This is a genomic window from Spirosoma sp. 48-14, from assembly GCF_001898575.1.
In the GTDB taxonomy this organism is placed as follows: Bacteria; Bacteroidota; Bacteroidia; order Cytophagales; family Spirosomataceae; genus Spirosoma.
Map to the genome: position 1 here is coordinate 1 of NZ_MKUD01000019.1, position 19,180 is coordinate 19,180.

General features: G+C 47.7%; 16 protein-coding genes. 4 read left to right on the forward strand and 12 right to left on the reverse strand.

Features of this window, described 5'->3' with window-relative positions; genetic code table 11:
* Positions 1-216: 216 nt before the first annotated feature.
* On the reverse strand, positions 217-2,241 hold the full coding sequence (locus tag BGO59_RS11650; RefSeq protein ID WP_293683798.1) for a tetratricopeptide repeat-containing sensor histidine kinase: 2,025 nt from the start codon (positions 2,239-2,241) through the stop codon (positions 217-219).
* Between the two features lie 23 nt (positions 2,242-2,264).
* Positions 2,265-2,999 (reverse strand): LytTR family DNA-binding domain-containing protein, encoded by a 735-nt coding sequence (locus BGO59_RS11655; protein ID WP_293683799.1) that lies wholly within the window; start codon positions 2,997-2,999, stop codon positions 2,265-2,267.
* A 165-nt stretch (positions 3,000-3,164) separates the two neighbouring features.
* On the opposite strand from BGO59_RS11655, the gene BGO59_RS11660 reads away from it, so the two are divergent.
* The 3 genes from BGO59_RS11660 to BGO59_RS11670 all read left to right on the forward strand — a co-directional run bounded on the left by BGO59_RS11660 (position 3,165) and on the right by BGO59_RS11670 (position 5,595).
* Positions 3,165-4,037, forward strand: a complete 873-nt coding sequence (locus BGO59_RS11660) for a hypothetical protein (protein WP_293683800.1) — start codon at positions 3,165-3,167, stop codon at positions 4,035-4,037.
* A 17-nt stretch (positions 4,038-4,054) separates the two neighbouring features.
* Positions 4,055-4,606, forward strand: a complete 552-nt coding sequence (locus BGO59_RS11665; RefSeq protein ID WP_293683801.1) for a hypothetical protein — start codon at positions 4,055-4,057, stop codon at positions 4,604-4,606.
* A gap of 218 nt (positions 4,607-4,824) precedes the next feature.
* Positions 4,825-5,595, forward strand: coding sequence for an SDR family NAD(P)-dependent oxidoreductase (locus tag BGO59_RS11670; protein WP_293683802.1), 771 nt, complete (start codon positions 4,825-4,827; stop codon positions 5,593-5,595).
* 34 nt (positions 5,596-5,629) lie between these two features.
* Here the strand turns inward: BGO59_RS11670 and BGO59_RS11675 are convergent, their stop codons facing one another.
* From BGO59_RS11675 to BGO59_RS11705, 7 genes are all read right to left on the reverse strand, one after another.
* Entirely contained in the window at positions 5,630-6,730 is a 1,101-nt protein-coding gene (locus BGO59_RS11675; RefSeq protein ID WP_293683803.1) for a response regulator, read from the reverse strand.
* A gap of 49 nt (positions 6,731-6,779) precedes the next feature.
* Complete coding sequence (locus tag BGO59_RS11680) at positions 6,780-10,529, reverse strand: PAS domain S-box protein (RefSeq protein WP_293683804.1); 3,750 nt, start codon at positions 10,527-10,529, stop codon at positions 6,780-6,782.
* Between the two features lie 34 nt (positions 10,530-10,563).
* Positions 10,564-11,307 carry a response regulator transcription factor gene (locus BGO59_RS11685; RefSeq protein ID WP_293683805.1) on the reverse strand — a complete coding sequence of 248 codons (744 nt, stop codon included), beginning with the start codon at positions 11,305-11,307 and terminating at the stop codon, positions 10,564-10,566.
* A 455-nt stretch (positions 11,308-11,762) separates the two neighbouring features.
* Entirely contained in the window at positions 11,763-12,614 is an 852-nt protein-coding gene (locus tag BGO59_RS11690; protein WP_293683806.1) for a M12 family metallopeptidase, read from the reverse strand.
* Positions 12,604-13,023: a response regulator gene (locus tag BGO59_RS11695; protein WP_293683807.1), complete on the reverse strand. Its 420-nt coding sequence runs from the start codon at positions 13,021-13,023 to the stop codon at positions 12,604-12,606. The genes BGO59_RS11690 and BGO59_RS11695 overlap by 11 nt, the downstream gene beginning before the upstream one ends.
* 351 nt (positions 13,024-13,374) lie before the next feature.
* Entirely contained in the window at positions 13,375-14,127 is a 753-nt protein-coding gene (locus BGO59_RS11700; RefSeq protein WP_293683808.1) for a cyclopropane-fatty-acyl-phospholipid synthase family protein, read from the reverse strand.
* A 455-nt stretch (positions 14,128-14,582) separates the two neighbouring features.
* Positions 14,583-15,428: a hypothetical protein gene (locus tag BGO59_RS11705; protein WP_293683809.1), complete on the reverse strand. Its 846-nt coding sequence runs from the start codon at positions 15,426-15,428 to the stop codon at positions 14,583-14,585.
* Between the two features lie 241 nt (positions 15,429-15,669).
* On the opposite strand from BGO59_RS11705, the gene BGO59_RS11710 reads away from it, so the two are divergent.
* Positions 15,670-16,041 carry a hypothetical protein gene (locus BGO59_RS11710; RefSeq protein ID WP_293683810.1) on the forward strand — a complete coding sequence of 124 codons (372 nt, stop codon included), beginning with the start codon at positions 15,670-15,672 and terminating at the stop codon, positions 16,039-16,041.
* Between the two features lie 63 nt (positions 16,042-16,104).
* Here BGO59_RS11710 and BGO59_RS11715 read toward each other — a convergent pair whose 3' ends face one another.
* The 3 genes from BGO59_RS11715 to BGO59_RS11725 all read right to left on the reverse strand — a co-directional run bounded on the left by BGO59_RS11715 (position 16,105) and on the right by BGO59_RS11725 (position 19,159).
* Positions 16,105-16,566, reverse strand: a complete 462-nt coding sequence (locus BGO59_RS11715; protein WP_293683811.1) for a RidA family protein — start codon at positions 16,564-16,566, stop codon at positions 16,105-16,107.
* Between the two features lie 87 nt (positions 16,567-16,653).
* A complete protein-coding gene (locus BGO59_RS11720) occupies positions 16,654-17,901 on the reverse strand; it encodes an amidohydrolase/deacetylase family metallohydrolase (RefSeq protein WP_293683812.1) in 1,248 nt (415 codons plus the stop codon).
* Positions 17,902-17,938: 37 nt separating this feature from the next.
* Positions 17,939-19,159, reverse strand: a complete 1,221-nt coding sequence (locus tag BGO59_RS11725) for an aminotransferase class V-fold PLP-dependent enzyme (protein WP_293683813.1) — start codon at positions 19,157-19,159, stop codon at positions 17,939-17,941.
* Positions 19,160-19,180: the final 21 nt, after the last annotated feature.

Consider the following 19,180-nt stretch of genomic DNA (forward strand, 5'->3'; position numbering starts at 1 on the left):
TTATATGCTTAATCCAAGTTGCTCCACAAGTATTGTCCTTGATCCCTCAAACATTAGCGATGCCAACGCATGGTTCACTGGTTTTATATTCGTATTGGTAGGTTTGACTCGTCAGTATCAGCTAAAGCAATTTGCTTGATTAACGCCCAGCGATCACTCTAATCCATCTGCTCTGTTATGGCTGAAAACCGTCTGCCCCCAGAACGTTGATACATTTTACGTAAATGACAATCGAAACTCTGTACCGTTACCAGGATCAGACCGAACGCTGATCTGACACGCAATTGACCGAGCCAGATCACGGATAAGATGTAACCCTAACCCACTTTTACCACCTATCGCGGCATCGCTGGTATACAAGGCAGCCAACTGTCCTTCCGACATACCAGGGCCATTATCGCTAATAATGAGCACCACTTGCTCTTCTTCAAGCCGGGCCTGCCAGTGTATGTACGCATCAGACTGATTAGCCAGTATCTTGACGGCGTTACTGGTCAGGTTCTGCATGATGGTACGGAGATAGTCTTCATCAGTAGCCACCTGTAACCCTGGGGGCGCTTCGAAGCGGAACAGAATCTGTGTTTCTCCCACAAAAAACCGTTGTAGATAATCGAACAGCGATTGTACCGGAATTATTTTTACAGTGGGACGGAATTGCTGCATCTGGCTCTTACTCCAGAGTAACATTGATTCCATTGAATCGAGTAATCCTTCGGCCGCTTCCGTAATTTTTTGCTGATGATAAACCGTCTGGTCAGGCGTAAGCAGGTCAGGGCTCGTACGTTGCAGATGCAAAAAGCTGATCAGGTTGGCAATTGGGCTACGCAGATCATGGCTCAGGATGGCAAAAAAACGTGTCTTCACCTGGTTAGCGTCGTCAAGTTCCTGATTCAGACGGAGCAAGGTATTCGTTGTACGCTGGCGGATTCTACTTTGCCAATAGAGCAGTCCGCCAATTACCAGTAATAACCCAACACCTACTAACAAAGCGGCCTGCTGACGTTTATGCCCAGCGATCACTAACCGATTGACTTCAAGCTGCTTGTCGCGAAGCGCTATTTCACGTTGCCCTTCCAGCCGGGCAATTCTATTTTTGGTCTCCTGCGAATAGAGCGAATCCTGTAAACTCTGAGCCGTCCTGAAATGCTCATAGGCCGCTTTATAATTCCCCATCAATGCCTGTAGTTCGGCCAGATTAGCCCGAAAATGGGCCTGATCACCCACTTCGCCCTTCATGCTACTAAGCCGAACTGCTTCGGTAAGGTAACGTTCTGCCAGTTGTAGCCGAGCCGTTCGACTAGCCGGTAAAACGGAGGTATTGGCCGATGAATCAACGCGTACCAGGTCCAGGTAGGCGACACCCAGATTGGCCTGATTATTAACGGCTTCCAGATGCTGCGGATTAATACGATCCCATAGTTGTTTGGCTTTGCGCGCATAGGCGATTTTTTGTGGATAATCACGCTGCATCGCAACCGACAGATTACCGTAGGTTTTAGCCATTCCCTCCTGATTATCGACCTTCTGATGTTCAGCCAATGCCTTAAACCCATAGTCACGGGCTTTGGGCCAATCCTCCATCTGCGTATACAGGGCGGCCATGCTACTCAGCGCCATAGCATATTCACGACGGGCGTTGATGTCGGGATTTCCCTGCTTTTGGCGGAGTATGAGGGCCTTTTGGCCAAATTGCAGGGCTTTCGGAAAGTTTTTCTGTATCCGGTAAATTTCGGATATGTTGTCAAGACATAAGCCAATCAGGTAGTTATCGCCAGCAGCTTCGGCATATTTCAGCCCCTCGAAATAATAGCGGGTAGCCGCCGGGTAATTTGACCGAATGTTCTGTTCGGCAACACCAAGGTTGTTGGTCGTACTGGCCAGATTCCATGTATCGCCTAGTTTTTTATAGATGGTAATAGCTTTCAGCAAATAATATCGGCTGGAGTCATAGTTACCTTTTTCGTTGTAAACCCTACCCATGTAGGCATTAAACACACCAATACCCCGTTGCCATTTCATGCGGGTTGTGTGTTGTAAACCCAATCGGCTATAATGCAATGCCTGATCGACATTGATAAAAAACGATTCCTCGGTAATAACCCGGTAAAGCCTCCCTTTAACGGTATCGTTAACCGCTTTAGGCAGTTCGCCCACCAGCGAGTCGATGAGCGCCCGACCCTGCTTCTGTGCCAACACAGGCACAGCCATAACGAGGAATATAATCAATAAAAATTGACGCATACGGAAAACGATTATCGATGCTCTCAGGCAAATCGGCTGGTTTGCTGACGGGCAATCAGTTCGTCCAGCGTCGACCGGTAGCTACGGCCAATTGGCAAAGTAAACTGCTGAACCTGAATCTGCTGGGGTTCGATTCGGTCGATAAAGTGTCGCTGAACAGCGTAACTACGGTGAATACGGAGAAACGATCCAAATGAGCTGTTCTGTAGCAAGGTCCCGATGGATGACAGTACTGTGTATTGCTGGGTGGGTGTTACGATCCGGGTATAATCTTTCAGCCCTTCCAGGTATACAATCTCATGCAGCTTCAATTTAACTTGCCGATGGCCGTCTTTGATGAACACGGTATCAGCTCCCAGGCTCAGATCGAACAATTGCGCTTTTCGGTTCAATTCAAAAAAATGCCCGATGCGGTCCATGGTGTGCCTGAATCGTTCAGCCCGGATGGGCTTTACCAGATAATCGAACGCATCGACGGCAAAGCTTTCGGCAGCGTAATCGGGATAGGCCGTAATGAACACGCATACCGGAATCTGCATCAGCCTGGCCCGAAGCTCAATCCCATTCAGGCCAGGCATATCTACATCGAGCAGCAAAACCTCTACGGGATGCTCCTGTAAAAACGGCAAGGCATCAGTAGCCGATTCAAACATCCCTATTACCTCGAGCATCGGGTATTGTCGTGCGTGAGCCAGCGCCGTCAACCGATCAATCTCGCTGTCATCAACAATCAGGCAGGAATAGGTAGTCGAAGGCATCACAGGAACGGTCAGTTACCCAAAAGTAAGTGCTTTTCAGTTTACACTGCTTACCGTTGGCTCAATACGGATGCTGTTCGTCGATTCAAACGGTCGTTAGTCGATTCAGGATTGTGCAAACGGCCTCCTCTCAGCAGTTTCGGACCGTCAACGTCGATTCCGATTATGAAAAAGCTCCTGTTTTTACTCCTGCTGGTCAGTTGCAGCAACCCTTCTAACGATCTTCAGCCTGATCCGAACTCCGGTAATTCGTCCACTCCTTCAACACCGGGTTCAACAACGCTGGGGAATGGGCAACCCGGTATTGTGGGTCTGGCTGGTATCGACGCCTGGGATAAGCTATCTGGCAGCGAGAGAGATCGGATCAAACGCTGGAATACGCTGTTTCTGCATCAATCTGTTGGCCAGGATCTGGAAGAAGGAGCCAAAGCCAACGGTAGTCCATTTGAGTACTTTGGAGCGCAGGATCGAGCTGATAAAGGCTCTGAAGGTCGGGGCTTACGGGGCGGTATTTTCGTCGATGTAGGCGGTATTTCGAACGGCAATCCCTACGAAAAAATACGGATTTTCACTGAAGTTGCTTTACGGAGCAAGACAACCTTGAACATTGCGGTGTTCAAATTCGGCTATGCCGATGTGCTGGACACCAACCGCGATCAGGTAAAAACGGCTTATAAAACCTTTATGGATGAGCTACGAAAACAAATTCCCGGACTTCGGTTCGTTCATATAACACCCCCACTCGTGTATTCGACCTCTGCCGAAGAAGGTAACGCAGCCAAAGCCAACGTAGGACAGTGGATGAAAGACACCTTTAAAGGAACGGATGTAATCTTCGACCTACAGGCTATAGAAACCAACGAGGGAACCTGCCAGCAAGCTAATGTCCCCCGCATCTGCCAGGAAAACCGCGCCAGTGCTACCGACCCATCGGAGGTAAATGGTGTAGACAGCGATGGCCAGGGACACCTGGGTAAAAAGGCGAGTCAACGCATTAGTAAAGCCCTTTTGTATGCTATTTATCAGGCTGGCAGGTAATTATTAAACACAAAATCATGAAAAAGCTAGCGACATATGGCCTGCTGATGGCTATCCTTTTTGGTAACTCCGGTGCTGGATGCAGCAGCAACACCGATAACCCAACCCCGCAGCCCGATTCGTTTACCAGTCTGCTTGGTCGGTGGGAACTTAAAGAAGCGAATGTCTATGCTCAGGATGCTGGCATGCCGCAACGACTACTCGGCAAGTCGGGTGAAGGACTGGCTTATAGTTTCTATGCTGACGGCTCGTATGACGGTTGTATCCTTTCGGGTTCCGACTGGGATAATGCCAGCCAGTCGGGAACAACGGGCAACTGGAACTGCACGACGAACAAACCTGGTCGATGGGCTCTAAAAGTTACCCGCGTGCAAGGGAAAGACATTGACGATGGTACGTTAACCCTGACAGCCCCTACCCTTCCTAAGCCGTTTGTGCTGGAAAAACTATTTGTTGGTTCTGCTACCAGTGGCTCAACGACAGTGACTGTTCTTGTTGGTGAATCCCCCACCGAAACCGATGCCAGTGGCAATACATCATGGGCAACTTATCATTTTGTAAAAAAATAGCGAGGACGCCAGGGCCGGATCGTCTATGGCTCACCAGCGAGGCAGTTAACAGAAAATAGCCGACTGTCTGTTTCTGTTCATGGATAGGGGAATGGGTAGTGAAGCAGCTTTGGGTAGCTTTTTACGAAAAATCAGAAAGACTTTTCGCTACTTTGCACTGCCTACAAACGTAGCCACAACAACACCTATTCCTCGCTTGCCCGAAGTGGCCTAAACACATGTCGAACAGAATTGCCATCGTAACAGGTGCCGCCAGGGGTATCGGTCTGGCCACCACAAAATTGTTTCTGGAACATGACTGGCAAGTTGCGATGGTCGATCGCGATGAAGCCGAACTCCAGTTGGCTTCAGCCAATCTAGCTAGTACGTTGCCTATTGTATGCGATGTTTCTATTCCCGATAGGGTTCAGGAAATGACCTCGAAAGTGCTGGCCACGTTTGGGCGGATCGATGCGCTGATCAATAATGCTGGGGTAGCGGTATTCGAGCCACTGGAAAAAACAGATTTCGACATCTGGCGCACCATTATGGCCACCAATCTGGATGGTGTTTTCCTTTGTTCTCAGGCCGTTATACCGGCTTTAAAAGAAAGCCAGGGTTCTATTGTCAATATTGCCTCCATCTCGGCACTTCGGGCCAGTACGTTACGGGTAGCCTATGGCACCTCAAAAGCGGCTGTGGTTCACTTGACCAAACAATTGGCGATTGAACTTGGCGATTATGGTGTCCGGGTAAACTGTGTTTCACCAGGACCGGTAAAAACGAAGCTAGCCGAAGCCGTCCATTCACCGGAGATTATTAAGGCCTATTACGATGGAATTCCATTGAATCGCTCAGCCACTGAACAGGATATTGCCGAAACGGTCGTCTTCCTTTGCTCGCCAAAGGCCTCTTATATCACCGGCCAGATGATTGCCGTCGATGGAGGCTTCGATGCAAGCGGGATCGGCTTGCCAGCCCTTCGGGCATTACGGGCGCGTTTTACTTAAGCATCCTGTTCGCTTTATTTCAGACTATCTCGGCCTACTCATCCAGTTGCAGCCATATTGATACAGTCGTCTCGTCGTCCGATTTGCTGGAAATACACAGTTGCCCCTGATTCAATTCTAAAATTCGTTTGACAATCGCCAGGCCCAGTCCGAATCCTTGCTGCTCGTATTGCTGGCGATCAAATTGGGTGTAAGGGGCGATCTGGTCATGGTAACATGCCTTAAACGGTTGCCCTGTATTGGTAAATGTCAGCCGATACTGATTGTCATCACAAACGCCGACCAAAAGCACTTTCTGTGTAGCATTGGAAAATTTAAACGCATTATCAATTAGTTCTTCCAGACATATACGAAGGCTATCCTCCGACATTCGAAGCGATACAGATTGGATGCTGAGCTGGTAGCCAATTGTCCGGTCGAGTCTATATAACACAGCCTCAATGAGGCTCTCGACCCGCTCAGCTGTAATACAGGAGCTACCTTTCGAAAAGTAAGCATAAGCCTCAGTACGAGATGGATCGATTTGCTGTAATATATCCATAAGTTGAATATTATCCAGCGATCGTTTCAACCGCAGGCCACTCACTTTGACCATACCCATCATTTCAATCGTTTCCTCATCGGATAACTGCTGATAATCATCCAGTAGCAGGGATGATATACCGATGATGCCAGCCAGGGCTGTATTATACTCATGCGCAGTTACGGAGGCTAATTTATGGCGAAACGTATCGATCTGCGTTTTAAGGTCTATTTTCCGCATATATTCCCGCTTCAAGCGGCTTTCAATCGTACGTAGCAGATTCTGAAAGGTGAAGGGCTTTGTCAGATAATCATCGGCCCCCAGGTCCATACCTCGTCGCATATCGGAGGTATCTGATTTAGCAGTAAGAAAAATAAACGGCACATTGGCTATTAGTCGATTGGAACGAACTACCTCAAGCACCTGGTAACCACTCACTTCCGGCATCATAATATCGCAAAGGATCAGGTCTGGAAGGTGTAGCATAGCCTGAGTTATTCCCTCCCGGCCATTGGTAGCGGTTTCTACCTGGAATCCCTGCGACGTCAGCAACTCTTCTACATTTTCGCGTATCTGAACGTCGTCTTCAATGAGTAGGATTTGTGTAGCCATGCATTCAATCTAGTTTGGCAATTTTGTTAATGAATTAAAAGTTAAGCCATTACGGACTGACCAGAGTCTGTTCAGTCATATTGATGGGTAGCGAGATCGTACAGATCGTCCCCAGCTTTTCCTGGCTCTGAATGTCAAAATGACCGCCATGGAGTTCGATAAACTGCCGGGCAATGACTAGGCCTAACCCAGTGCCTGGAATCCCACTTGTGTTGCTGGCCCGAAAGAAAGCCTGAAACAGGGCTGATAGCTCTTTCTCAGGAATACCAATCCCTCGATCAACCACCTCGAAGACAAGACGTTGCTCGTCGAAAACAATTCGTAGCCTGGGATTACTTTTCGAAAATTTGAAGGCATTGGATAGTACGTTGACAATGACATGGGTGATCAATTTATCGTCCATATACACCCTATGCGGCACCCCTTCTACGCTGAAATCGACAGCCCGGTTATCGTTTCTACGGCTGAAATGAGTGGCAATTATTTCTTCACATAGCAACACCGCATCGACAGACCGGGGAGAAAAGCTTACTTTTTTGGACTCAATCCGCCCGATTGTCAATATATCCGTGAGCAATACACTGAATTGCTCGATCTCTTTTTCGATAACGGAGAGATGTTTCTCAATAGATGCCCTGGCATCGGCAACGGGTAGATCCAGGTATAATTTAATTAAGTCAACACTCGACTGAATGGTGGCCAAAGGTGTTCGGAACTCATGCGAGGCCGTAGCTACAAACTGCGACTTCAGTTGGTTCAGCTCTTGTTCCTGCTGGAGCGATTGCTGTAAAACCAGTTCTTTTTCCTTCTGACTCGTGATGTCGTTGGCAATGCCAATCTGCCGGGTGACGGTACCGGTTTCGTCGCGAATAATAAACGTACGGACCGACATCCAAAACAAGGTACTATCCGGCCTGACTCCCCGGCACTGAATACTCACTTCCTCTCCTACTTCATACAGACTAATCGCTTTCGCAACGGCCGGCCTATCCTCTTCGTAAATGGCATCGAGAAACGAAAAGGGATTTTCGTATAAGCTCTGACAGCTCCGGTTCCAGATGCGTTCGTAGGCCGAATTGACGTAGAGCAACCGAAATGGGTCTGTTGCATGAATCCAGAATACTTCATCCACATTGTCGGCAATGTCTCGAAAACGTTGCTCACTTTCCAACAAAGCCGCTTCTGCCAGCTTTCGTTTGGTTACATCCCAGGCAACGCCAATCGCCCGTATGGGTTTCCCCGTTTCATCGTGGATTAGTAAACCATTTGCTTCAATGTAGCGCACACTTCCATCGGGCCGGATAATTCTGGATACGACAGATTGCTTGCTATTTTGCGCTCTGGAGAACGTAAGCTCCTGAAAGGTAGACACATCATCGGGGTGGATTATAGCCAGAAACTTCTCGAAGTTCCAATCAGGCTGCCGATATTCCTCACCAAAAATCTTCCACATCTGGTCATCCCAGAATAAGGAGTCCGTTATTAAATCTTTTTCCCATAGGCCCTGACCAGCCGCCTGGGTGGCTAATTGCAGCCGCTGATTCAGGCTACGTAGCTGACTTTCGGCTTCCTGCCGCTCGGTAATATCCCGAGCCGATCCGTACACTACCTGATTGATTCCGACGGCATTCCATTCAATGATCCGATAGGAGCCATCTTTTCGTCGCATTCGATTGATCTGATTTCGAATAGGCTGATCCAGAATCGTTTCTAACAAATTTTTATAAACAAATTTCTGCTCATCAGGATGAATGAGCTGTAAAAAAGGGATACGCATGAGTTCGGCGTCTGAATACCCCAGCGTATCCTGAAATGCCTGATTAACTGCCCATATATTCCCTCGGCTATCGGCAATACAGTGCATATCCAGCGCCCCTTCAAAAAAGGTGTTCAGTTCCTGATTCGACTGCTGAAGCCTTAGTTCAGCTTTTTTCAGGGCCGATATGTCAGTCGAAATACCCACATAGCCAATAAGCGCCCCGTTATCGTCCTGCAAAACACTGACGGCTAACAGAATAGGCACCAGCCGACCTGATTTGGTAGTGGCAACGCATTCACAATAGAAAAAGCCTTCGGCAGCCAGTATCTCCGCGAACCGGGTAGCCGGACGCACATCCTGAGTAACCGATCGATAGACAACGACAGGTAAGGGCTGATCAGTTGTACCGGGTTCGAGGTACGTCTGACGACCAATTAATTCATCAGGCCGATAGCCTAGTAAATGTTCACAGGCCTGGTTGGCGGTCTGGATAACCCCATTTATATCGGTCGATACGATCGCTTGCCCGGCATGTTTTAATATAGCCTGATGGAGAGTTGACAAACGGCGGATTTCCTGAGTTCGCTCTTCTACCCGCCATTCAAGCTGCTCTGTATAGTGCTTTAGCTGTTTATCCTGCTGCTGCTGGCGTAGGCCAATGGCTAACAGGCGCCCAACTTCCTGCGCAACCTGAAGATACTCTTCCTTAAAGAAATGAGGGGTTACCGACATCAACGTAAAGGCCCCAATACAGTCTTTCTGGCTGTATAATGGTATGGTGACCTGTGAACGAAAACCGTTCAGGTTAGGCAGCAAATCAGAAGGGATACCGGCTGTGTCGGTCTGTACATCCGGGTAATAGATCAGTTGAGTGGGTATCTGGTTTTGCAGGAATCGCTCATCAAAGTAGCGGGCCGGCACCGCTAGAGTAGGGTTACCCTCCAATTCACCCTCAATTACCCGGCATTGAGCTTCTGCCAGCCCTGTTTCTCTATTGATTTGAAATACCGAAATCCGATTACAAGGTACCATGGTATACATATATTGCATGGCAATCGACAGCGGTGGCTGATCATGCATCCTGGAATTGAGCAACGCCTGATCAATGGCATGCAGGCCTTTCAGCCGGAAGTTTACCCGTCGTATGGCCGCTTCCTGCTGCAATCGTAAGAGCACATTAGCAATTAACGTACTGAAGGTTTCTAACAACGATATATCGTTTTGATCCCAGCTATGCGGTTTACTGATTGTGTAAAACCCGATAAACCCCTGCGTTTTCCGTTTCTGAATCAAGGGAACGGCAATCATTGAATACACCGAAATGAAGTCAAAAAAGGCTTTTTCCTGAATCTGATCAGCCGTAAGTTCGTCAATCTGTAAGCGGATAAATTCACCATTTTCCAGCTTTGGCCGCATCCAGTCGAAGCACTCCCTGGGCCGAGTCTGAATTTTAGCTTTCCTTGACGAATGCCCCGGTGCACACCATTCATGCACACAATGGCCTTCCTGATAATCGTTGGAGTACATAAATACCGATGCCCGTTCAGCCCCGATGTACTCACCAATCTCTTGCAGGGCTTTACCAATATACCGGTCAGCCTGATCAGTTTTTAATGTAATGAAGCGACTGGAAATAGTCGAGATGATCGACTCCATAGCCAGCCGTCGCTGCAGACTATGTTCATATCGTTTCTGTTCACTGACATCCTGGATAGTCACCATGATCTGGCCACCCATTGGGGTTAACGTAATATCCTGCCACAGGATTTCTCCAGCCTGCTCCTGCCGCTTACGCATACGCTGTGGCTCACCCGTCTGGTAACTAGTTTCCAGCAATCGAATAAACTCCTCCCCCAGTGTTTTTACGCCGATCATCTGGCCCGTAAGTGCTTCCTGCGTTTGCGACACCATGTAGGCAAAGGCCTTATTAACCAGCTTATAGCGAAATTTAATGAGTAATCCCTGCGCATTCTGCACAGGCGCTACGAAAGCGACTCCCTGCGACGAAGCGTTAAACCAAAGCGCCAAATCTGTTTCCATTAGCACGTACTAGCATTCATGCAGTAGTCTGACTTTAAGTAGATAACCAGTTTTTAAAGAAACGAAACCGTGCTTTCGGCAAAATCACTTCCTGGTGTTTGCCCCCTGCTTCGATCAATAAGCAATGTTTGCCTTTATCCCAATACGTATAGTTCAGGACGCTTTTCCGGTGCAAAATAATGTGCCGATTTACCCGGAAAAACTGGGCAGGGTCTAGCTTGGCAGCCAATGTGTCGAGGCTTGTATCGACCTGGAACGTACCTAATGGATGATGGACAAAGTATCCCCGCTTGTGCGTGCAGAAATAACTGCATTCGTCAATGCGCAGGATCATGTATCCTTTCTCATCGCGACCCCGAATCGTTTTTAAGTACGGACTTACCGCACCAGTATCCCTTCGCTGCTCATAATTCCTCTTCAATCGACTCTCTATTGCATTCAGCAAATCACGGAGCAGGAAGGGTTTTGTCAGGTAATCATCGGCCCCCAGCCCCATCCCTTGTCGCAAATTTGCCATGTCTGCTTTGGCAGTCAAGAAGATAAACGGAATATGCGCCGTATCCGGGCAGGTTCGAATACTCTCCAGTACCTGATAACCGCTTACGCTTCCCATCATTATATCGCACAGGATCAGGTCGGGGAGCCACTGACGGGCTTGCTTCAACCCTGTTATGCCATCTTCAGCGGTTCGTACGTCATATCCATTCAATGCCAATTGCTCAGCTATATTCTCCCGGATTTGTGCAACATCGTCAATTATGAGTATTTGCTTCAACATGTGTAGATAAGATGCAACGCGAACTACGCATTCGGTAGCGAACAGCCATTAAATGCATTGACTAAACCCTATTACGTTTGTTGAGTTGCCAGGGCCCGGAGACTACTACCATTGGCGCCCTGCAAGGCTTATTTACTAAGTCAGCAGAAAAGAAAAGATATTGATCGCTGATTAATGAGTGCCACCAGTCAAAGCAAGGACTCACGCTTACAAACAATCCGTTAAGCAAATGTATTTACATAATTTTTAATAAAAAAAATACAAGTAATCCTACTTATTGGTAAGTAAAGTTAAAATACCATTAATATAAAATAAATATATTCATATTTACGATATTTCAATTCAATTCCTCTATAGATAAAATACGTACTGACAAGTAACAATACCCCGACCTATCAGTACGTACACAAACTATGCATGCAAAGCCTGCCTCCAATGGCGAACGGCTGCCAGTATTAAGGGTACATCGATTTTACGGTATTAATATCCAATATCGACAAGCCCTGACGCTGACTTATAAACGTCGACCCATCTTTTCTTGTCATCGTAGGTAAACCATTGCTCGAAAAGTCATAAGAGCTATACAGCATTACTGACCCAAAATCCAGTCCACCCGCGAAATCAAACCCATCCATACCCCGTTGAACGTACGTTTGGAAATCTGACTCATAACCAGGCAGAATATTATCTGTATTTATGGTAACGTACGAATCCCGGTCTGCCCGGCTCTGTTCATGCCATAACCCAATGGTATGACCAATCTCGTGAATCGTATTACCAGTGGTGCAGGTACTTGCCAGGTTTATGTATTGTACACTGCCAATATACCCCACATTGGACGAGCAACCGGGACCAGGTCGAAATAGCACATACCCTCGCTGGGAGGTACGGAGCACAAACCGAATTGGGGTATTGGCTTCCCAGTGAGCAATCGCGTCGGTTACCCGAGCCTGATTAGGAAGTGCCGGATCAACAGCATAATAAACGATTTTGTTGGGCCAACGGGTGGATACCTTTGAGCGGCCGGTGCCTTCTGTGTGTAAGTCGGCTGTGGTACTGATCGAATCGGGTTTTATCAGGATATCGCTCTGAAAAACCGCTTGACCGCCGACAAGGGAGTACGTGATTTTATCACCATGCAGAGTGCCTGTTTCCGGCAGCCCTCGTTGAAACGGGAACGCTTCTTCCGGACGGGTAACGTTTACTCTTGGACTGACGTCCCGCTCTTTTTCAGTTGCTATCTGGGAGCAACTTAGTGAGCTACAGACAAATGCACAAAGCAATATAGAGGTTAATTTAGTTTTCATGGGTGGTTAGTGGCAAGATCATAAACGATGTCAATACGTTTTCATCATTCTGGTAAAAACTAGATTTATCCAGAAATACGGAGCAGCCTAATTCCAGGCAGCGCTTTCGGGCAAGCCTGTCAGTCGAAGCGCTGTAGATGATAACAGGTATTCCTTTCCAGTCAGGATCGCCTTTTAGCAGACGTAATACATCATATCCCGATAGGATAGGCATATGAAGGTCTAGCAAAATCAAGTCGGGAAACCGGGCATCCAGACGATGGGTAAGCTGAGTAATCAGATCTGCGCCATCACTAAAACAGCGGATAGCATACGAATCACTTTGTTCGTCAAAAATGGATTGCACCAGAAAATGCTCACCCTGATCATTATCAACCAGATAAATCAGTGGATTGTGGAATGCATTCATACGATAGATAGAGAAAGTAGTTACGGTGAAAATGTAGTCTGCACAAATGGGCATACACATAGTTATGCCCTATCGTATGGCTGACTAACCATCCGATAGTACTAACCTACTATACATAGTCATAAAAGACTACTTACCATCATCCATTCATGCGTGAAATGACCCTTTTGCCGGACGAAATGACCTAAAACAATTTACCAATCACTCGCATATCAATACAGATAGTTACTACTTACCTATATTTCACAACAAAAATCACCTACTTAATCCATAGCCTACTCCCTCGATAAAACAGAGCAGGCGGTACCGACATATGGATACCGCCTGCTCAAACTAATTAACCCATATAGCCTACATTTTCTCGGCAACCAGATATACTTGTGGATCACCCATTTGGTAGGCGATCCCGTCGGTTGAGTTATAGACCGCTGTTGTTTGTAAGCCGAACTTTGCCAGCAGCCGTTTCATCTCGGCAAGCGTATACACATAGTGCTTGAAGTAATGCGTTTCCACATTGCCTGCTTTAGTATAGGTAAGTTCTGTAGTCAGGCAACTCTCGTCGATGGTATATCCATTGTGAATATCCATCAGCAGATCGCCCAGAATGTACTGCTTCGTACGCGGAAAGTTGGGCAAAATGCTTTCGGCGAGCAGACCCGAATTAATCACGAATCGCGATCCTGGTTTTAGAGCCTCAGCCACTTTCCCGACAAACACCTGCATGCCCTCGTGTGCTACGTACCCAAAACTATTTCCTAAACAGTAGGCGCCATCAAAACCCGAAGGCAACTCCATTGTCAGGATATCACCCAGAATCAGGTTCATCGACAGTTGTTCCGCTGCCAGTTGATTGCGAAGGGTTTGCATAAACTCTGTGGAAATGTCCACACCTGTCAGGTTAAATCCTCGTTTGGCTAATTCGACGGCATGACGACCAAATCCGCAGGGAATATCCAGTACCGCAGCACCGGGGGCAATTTCCAGTTCCTTAATGAGAAAGTCGACCTCGCGCAGTGTCCATTCTGGCGTCATGGCTCTTTCCCACATTTCGCAGTTTAGGCCTGCAAAAAAATCTTCGTACCAATTATTTTTAATTGTTGTCATTGTCTGTATGAACAGGGCCTTAGCCCATTAGTAGCTAGTTTAATTGACATCAACAGACCAAACCAGCGCCAACCTTATGGGCTGGTCATTGGACTAGTCCTATAGGCATGTATAAAGCGTATAGAGGTCAGCCATAGCAAAGCTGTCCAGGAAAACCCAGCTAAATCTGGCTATACGTATCAAGGCAAATCGGAGCCAATCAAACGGCTGACTGTTAACTGGTCAATCCGAATCGGCTCAATTGAAGGAAGATAAACGATGAACCCGCGTGGGGTTCTCAGGCCATGGTAGGCACCGGCAGTGTATTTATGTACGGAGTAAAGCTAATGAATTCGTTTGTCAGAAACCAATACCTGTTGACCCTACCACTAAAAACCTATTTATTAGGAAGTTATAAATAAAACACCCCGAAAGGTCGATAACCGTTCGGGGTGTTTTATTTCATTTTAGCAGTGCTATTTAAGCGAATACGCTTTTACCGTATTGTGAAAAAAAGTGGGAACAAAAAGCATCTGGTTACTGGAGCTATAGCCAATGTCGGCCGAATTGATTTTCTCTTTCGACGTGTCGAGTTTCAACTCCGTTTTGCCATCGGGCTGTACATACCAAATCTTTCCGGCCCATTCTGTAACGACATATTTTTTGTTGCCCAGGGCAACAATGCCATCGATTCCGCCCATACCTTTAGCCAGCGTAGTCAGTTGTTTGGTAGCTGGATTCATTGACAATAATGAGCCGTCGCCATTACCAATCAGCAGTTGATTGTTTTCGAACAGAAGACCGTTCGGCCCTTTGAGCGGAGCGCCTGCCAGCACCAGACTCGGTTTGCCACCCGTAATGGCCCACACCTTGCTGTCGTCCGAATCCGATACATACACAATGCCTTTCTGGGTATCTATGGCAATATCATTCAGGAACTTAGCCCCTGCTACCGGATACCGATTGAGTATTTTGCCTGTTGCCAGTGCCACTTCGGCCACCTGATTCATCTCGGTAACGTACAGCTTGTCGCCCAGAATACCCATCCCTTTGGTGGAATTGAGGCCTTCGGTGAATTTTAGCTTAATCACTTTCCCATCCATACCCACTTTGGCAAGGTAGCTGCCTTTGTTTTGCAGGGTTGGGTTTCCATTGATGCAGGCTACGTACAGCACTTTTTTAGCGGGATCTACCAGCACACATTCAGGGGTTCGGAGCGTGGTATCGGTTTCCCAAACAGGTTTTAAATGTACGGTTTGTGCCTGAGTGATCGTAGAGCAGGCAATCAGACTCATACAGGCGATAACGAGTGTTTTTCTCATCGATTGGTTGGTTTTGAGGAACAAATGAAGGCTATCTCATAATCGTTGATATAGCGCGGCCAATCTATCGAATTTTCGCCAAATAATACATCTGACCTGGCCAGTGAGAGCCTCTTACACCCTATATCCGAGTGAATGGCAATAGCTGGTTCACAAAAAGTCTTTCTGACAGATGCAACCTCACCCAAACGATTAACATCTACGCTATAAAACAGCATAAACCCGTTAACTCGTTTTACGAATGATCCGTTCTCTCTTATCAATCGCCCTGCTTATATCAATCAGTTCATGTTCATTTACCCGACAATGGCAGGGCAACTCAAACGCCCAACAAACCAAAGCCTCTTTCAAAGAATTGACTGGCCGACAGACCTTCACGCTTCATGTGCCTGAAAACGATATTTATCTGGCCTATCAGTTTATCGAAACCGATGGAGAAATGTCTGCGTCTGTAAAATCACCTTCGGCTACCGTTTTCAATAAGAGGATCAGCACATCCGAAGCTAACACGTTGCACCTGGTCAATCAGAAAGGAGTTGAATATATCGTGATGATTAAAGGGAAACGGGCATCGGGCGCGTTCGATGTTCGGTTTGTAGCGACGCCGAATTAACGGCTAGCCTGCCTTGAACCCCTCTCCTGTGTTTTGGGAGAGGAGTGCAAGGCAGGCTAGCCATTAGATATAGGCGATGCAGTCCATTTCGACCAGTGAATCGCCGGGAACACCACCATACACCGCTACGGTTGTTCGGACAGGAGGCTTACTACCGAATCGTCCTTTGTACACTTCATTCATGGCTTTATAGTCGTTCAGGTCGTGCAGAAAGACATTGACTTTCAAGACTTTTTCCATCGACGAACCGGCCTTGATCAACTCTTTTTCCAACTCTTTCAGTACTTCGTCGGTGTGTACTTTAATGTCACCCTCTTTGTGATAGCCCTTTCCGGCCACAAACACCAGATTCCCCAGCTTGGTAGACCCCGAAAAGAGAGGCACATCCTGATGATTCACTACGTTATATACCTCTTTTTCGGGTGCGGCTTCAGCGGCCACGGCTTTCGTAGTAGCGCCTAGCCCAATCGCTCCGGCGGCTGATGCGAAAAGGCGTTTTAAGATGGAACGACGTTCGGTTTTCATACGATTCTCAATCAGTTATAAGTTACTTTTTACGTTTACCAAGTGGTTGCAGGATGAGGGTATTGGCTAATCACCGCAAGGGCGTTATCAGTTTAAGCCCATCGGGCTGACGATCCCATTCAGGTCATAGACGATCTTTCCGCCTTTGATTGTCATTTCGCATTCAAATTTTTGCTTAGCCATTAGTTTATAGCCTGTTTTATCATACAAGCCAAAATTACCCTGCCGCATACTCAGAATAGCCACATCGGCAATGGCTCCGACCGACAGATGACCCAGGTTTTCGCGCTTGATGACCTGCGCCGGAGTCCAGGTACTAGCCCGGATTACACTAGGAATATCCTCTCCCATCGCTACGAATTTCGACATGATACTGAGGATATCTTTCATCGAGCCATTCATACTGCCTGTGTGCAAGTCGGTACTGATGGTGGTTGGATAAAACTTGCTTTTGATAGCCGGAATCGCCTGTGAGAAATTAAAGCTGGCCCCACCATAGCCCACATCAAACACAACACCTCGTTTGCGGGCCTCCCAAACAAATGGTTTTACGGTTTTGGTGGCTTCATCCACAATCGTTTCCCGGACATTGTTGGGCAATAGCGTATAGGTATGCGTAAAAATATCGCCCGGACGCAGGTGTTTCAAAAATAGGTCTTCCAGAGGTAATGGGGGTTGACTGCCACCGAAATCAACCATCACCGGCATGCCTGCCAGCGTGCCAGCCTCCACCGCATGATCGACAGGGGCCCAGCTTGCGCCCTGAAAATGAGCTACTTTAAAGCCAACCACATCGTTCTTATTCTCCATGGCCACCCGGGCCGCCTGCTTCGGATCCATGTCGGTAGTGTCCTGCTCGAATTTGCCGCCCCGCATGCCCTCGCCTACAATATTGAGAAACGACAATACCCGCGTTTTGGCCGTTAGGATGATGTTCTGCTTGAAGGTTTCGAAGGATTTCCAGCCTGCCCCGCCCGCATCGACAATCGTTGTAACACCCGTGCGAAAGGTAAAGCCATCGGGCGCTACGGCCGTGGCTCCATTGCTCAGGTAATGATTGGGTTGTGTACCGTAAAAGACATGCCCGTGCAAATCAATCAGGCCGGGAGTTACGTACATACCTTTTGCATTCACCACCTGTCTGGCCTGACTGGCGTCAATGGATTTGGCCACCTGCACGATTTTTCCGTCGGTAATCGCTACATCCATCAGGGCATCGATGTTATTCTTCGGATCAATCAGGTGCCCACCTTTGATAAGAACACTATACAACTGGGCATCAGCCGTATAGCCTGATATACAGATAAGGGTAAGGAATAGAATAATCTTTTGCATACGCTACGTAAGGTTTACTGTAAACCAGATGTGGACTTTATACCGAACCCTTAGCCAGTTCTTCTTTTAAGCGGGCAGCTACGATTTTTTCTTCACCGGACTTCAGCATCCAGGTTGTCATGCCGATGGTCTTTCCATCGCTGACGATCTCAATGGAGGGGGTTCCATTCCGTAAACCCTCCTGCACTGCTTTGGCTGTAAGATTCACTTTGGTTGTATCCCAGCTTATGCGCAGCGTTGGGGTATGGTTTCCCAGCTCAGGTGCGAACGTTTCGACGCTTACTCCCTTCACACTTTTAGCGGCTTCGGTAATGTGGGCGGCCCGTTCTTCCAGCATTTTCCAGTCTTTGGCCTGATCACGGGCAATGAACTTTTCAAGGGCTACATACATGCCCAGAATTTCTTCTTTGTTCACTTTCATGCCCCGCCCGATGGTCGATCCGCGCGGTGGCATACTAAGCCGGGCTGCATCGATGTACATTTTTTTACCCATGAGCAAACCCGCACTTTGTGGCCCACGCATAGCTTTTCCACCTGATACACAGACCAAGTCGAAGCCCATATCATTGAATTTCCATAGGTTTTCGACAGGGGGCACATCGGCGGCAATATCGATCATGGTGGGAATATTGTGCTTCTTACCCAGATCGACCCACTGCTGATGCATGATCTTACCTTTGTCGGACTGGATATTCAAAAACCAGAGCATGGCGGTTTTCGGATTGATTGCCTTTTCAAGCTCGTCAACCGTTTCCACGAACACAATTTTACACCCTGTATTGGTCAGGGCATGGGAGTACCCGACATTGTGGCCCTTCTGCACAATCACTTCCGATTTAATGTCGGTACCATCGAGGTGCGGCAGCTGCTCCACTTTTTTCTGGTCCATGCCCGTCAGTACACCAGCGAGACCCAGGGTCATTGCCGAAAAACAACCAGCGGTTACCACGGCCGATTCAGCATGGGTCAGAGCGGCAATTTTTTCGCCCACTTTGGTCTGCACATCGTCCAGCATCATAAACTCTTTCGACGACGCCAGAATGGTACTAACAACATCGTCGTCCATGAGCGAACCTGTCATAGCCGTATACGTGCCAGCTGCGTTGATGAAGGTTCGGATACCTAATTCTTTCACCAGATTACGGGGAGCCAGGGCCGGAGCTACCAGGGGCGAGGCAACGGACGCACCCTCGCCAAATAAACCGCCAACCAGCGGCATAGCCGATAAGTGTTTGATTAATGTTCGTCTGCTGAGCATGATTGGTTTATTTCTGTATTG

Coding starts and splice junctions, on each gene's coding strand:
- BGO59_RS11690 (WP_293683806.1), bottom strand. CDS start 12,614: ATGAAAACTAAATTAACCTCTATATTGCTTTGTGCATTTGTCTGTAGC.
- BGO59_RS11705 (WP_293683809.1), bottom strand. CDS start 15,428: ATGAGAAAAACACTCGTTATCGCCTGTATGAGTCTGATTGCCTGCTCT.
- BGO59_RS11670 (WP_293683802.1), top strand. CDS start 4,825: ATGTCGAACAGAATTGCCATCGTAACAGGTGCCGCCAGGGGTATCGGT.
- BGO59_RS11715 (WP_293683811.1), bottom strand. CDS start 16,566: ATGAAAACCGAACGTCGTTCCATCTTAAAACGCCTTTTCGCATCAGCC.
- BGO59_RS11710 (WP_293683810.1), top strand. CDS start 15,670: ATGATCCGTTCTCTCTTATCAATCGCCCTGCTTATATCAATCAGTTCA.
- BGO59_RS11695 (WP_293683807.1), bottom strand. CDS start 13,023: ATGAATGCATTCCACAATCCACTGATTTATCTGGTTGATAATGATCAG.
- BGO59_RS11720 (WP_293683812.1), bottom strand. CDS start 17,901: ATGCAAAAGATTATTCTATTCCTTACCCTTATCTGTATATCAGGCTAT.
- BGO59_RS11655 (WP_293683799.1), bottom strand. CDS start 2,999: ATGCCTTCGACTACCTATTCCTGCCTGATTGTTGATGACAGCGAGATT.
- BGO59_RS11680 (WP_293683804.1), bottom strand. CDS start 10,529: ATGGAAACAGATTTGGCGCTTTGGTTTAACGCTTCGTCGCAGGGAGTC.
- BGO59_RS11700 (WP_293683808.1), bottom strand. CDS start 14,127: ATGACAACAATTAAAAATAATTGGTACGAAGATTTTTTTGCAGGCCTA.
- BGO59_RS11660 (WP_293683800.1), top strand. CDS start 3,165: ATGAAAAAGCTCCTGTTTTTACTCCTGCTGGTCAGTTGCAGCAACCCT.
- BGO59_RS11675 (WP_293683803.1), bottom strand. CDS start 6,730: ATGGCTACACAAATCCTACTCATTGAAGACGACGTTCAGATACGCGAA.
- BGO59_RS11725 (WP_293683813.1), bottom strand. CDS start 19,159: ATGCTCAGCAGACGAACATTAATCAAACACTTATCGGCTATGCCGCTG.
- BGO59_RS11685 (WP_293683805.1), bottom strand. CDS start 11,307: ATGTTGAAGCAAATACTCATAATTGACGATGTTGCACAAATCCGGGAG.
- BGO59_RS11650 (WP_293683798.1), bottom strand. CDS start 2,241: ATGCGTCAATTTTTATTGATTATATTCCTCGTTATGGCTGTGCCTGTG.
- BGO59_RS11665 (WP_293683801.1), top strand. CDS start 4,055: ATGAAAAAGCTAGCGACATATGGCCTGCTGATGGCTATCCTTTTTGGT.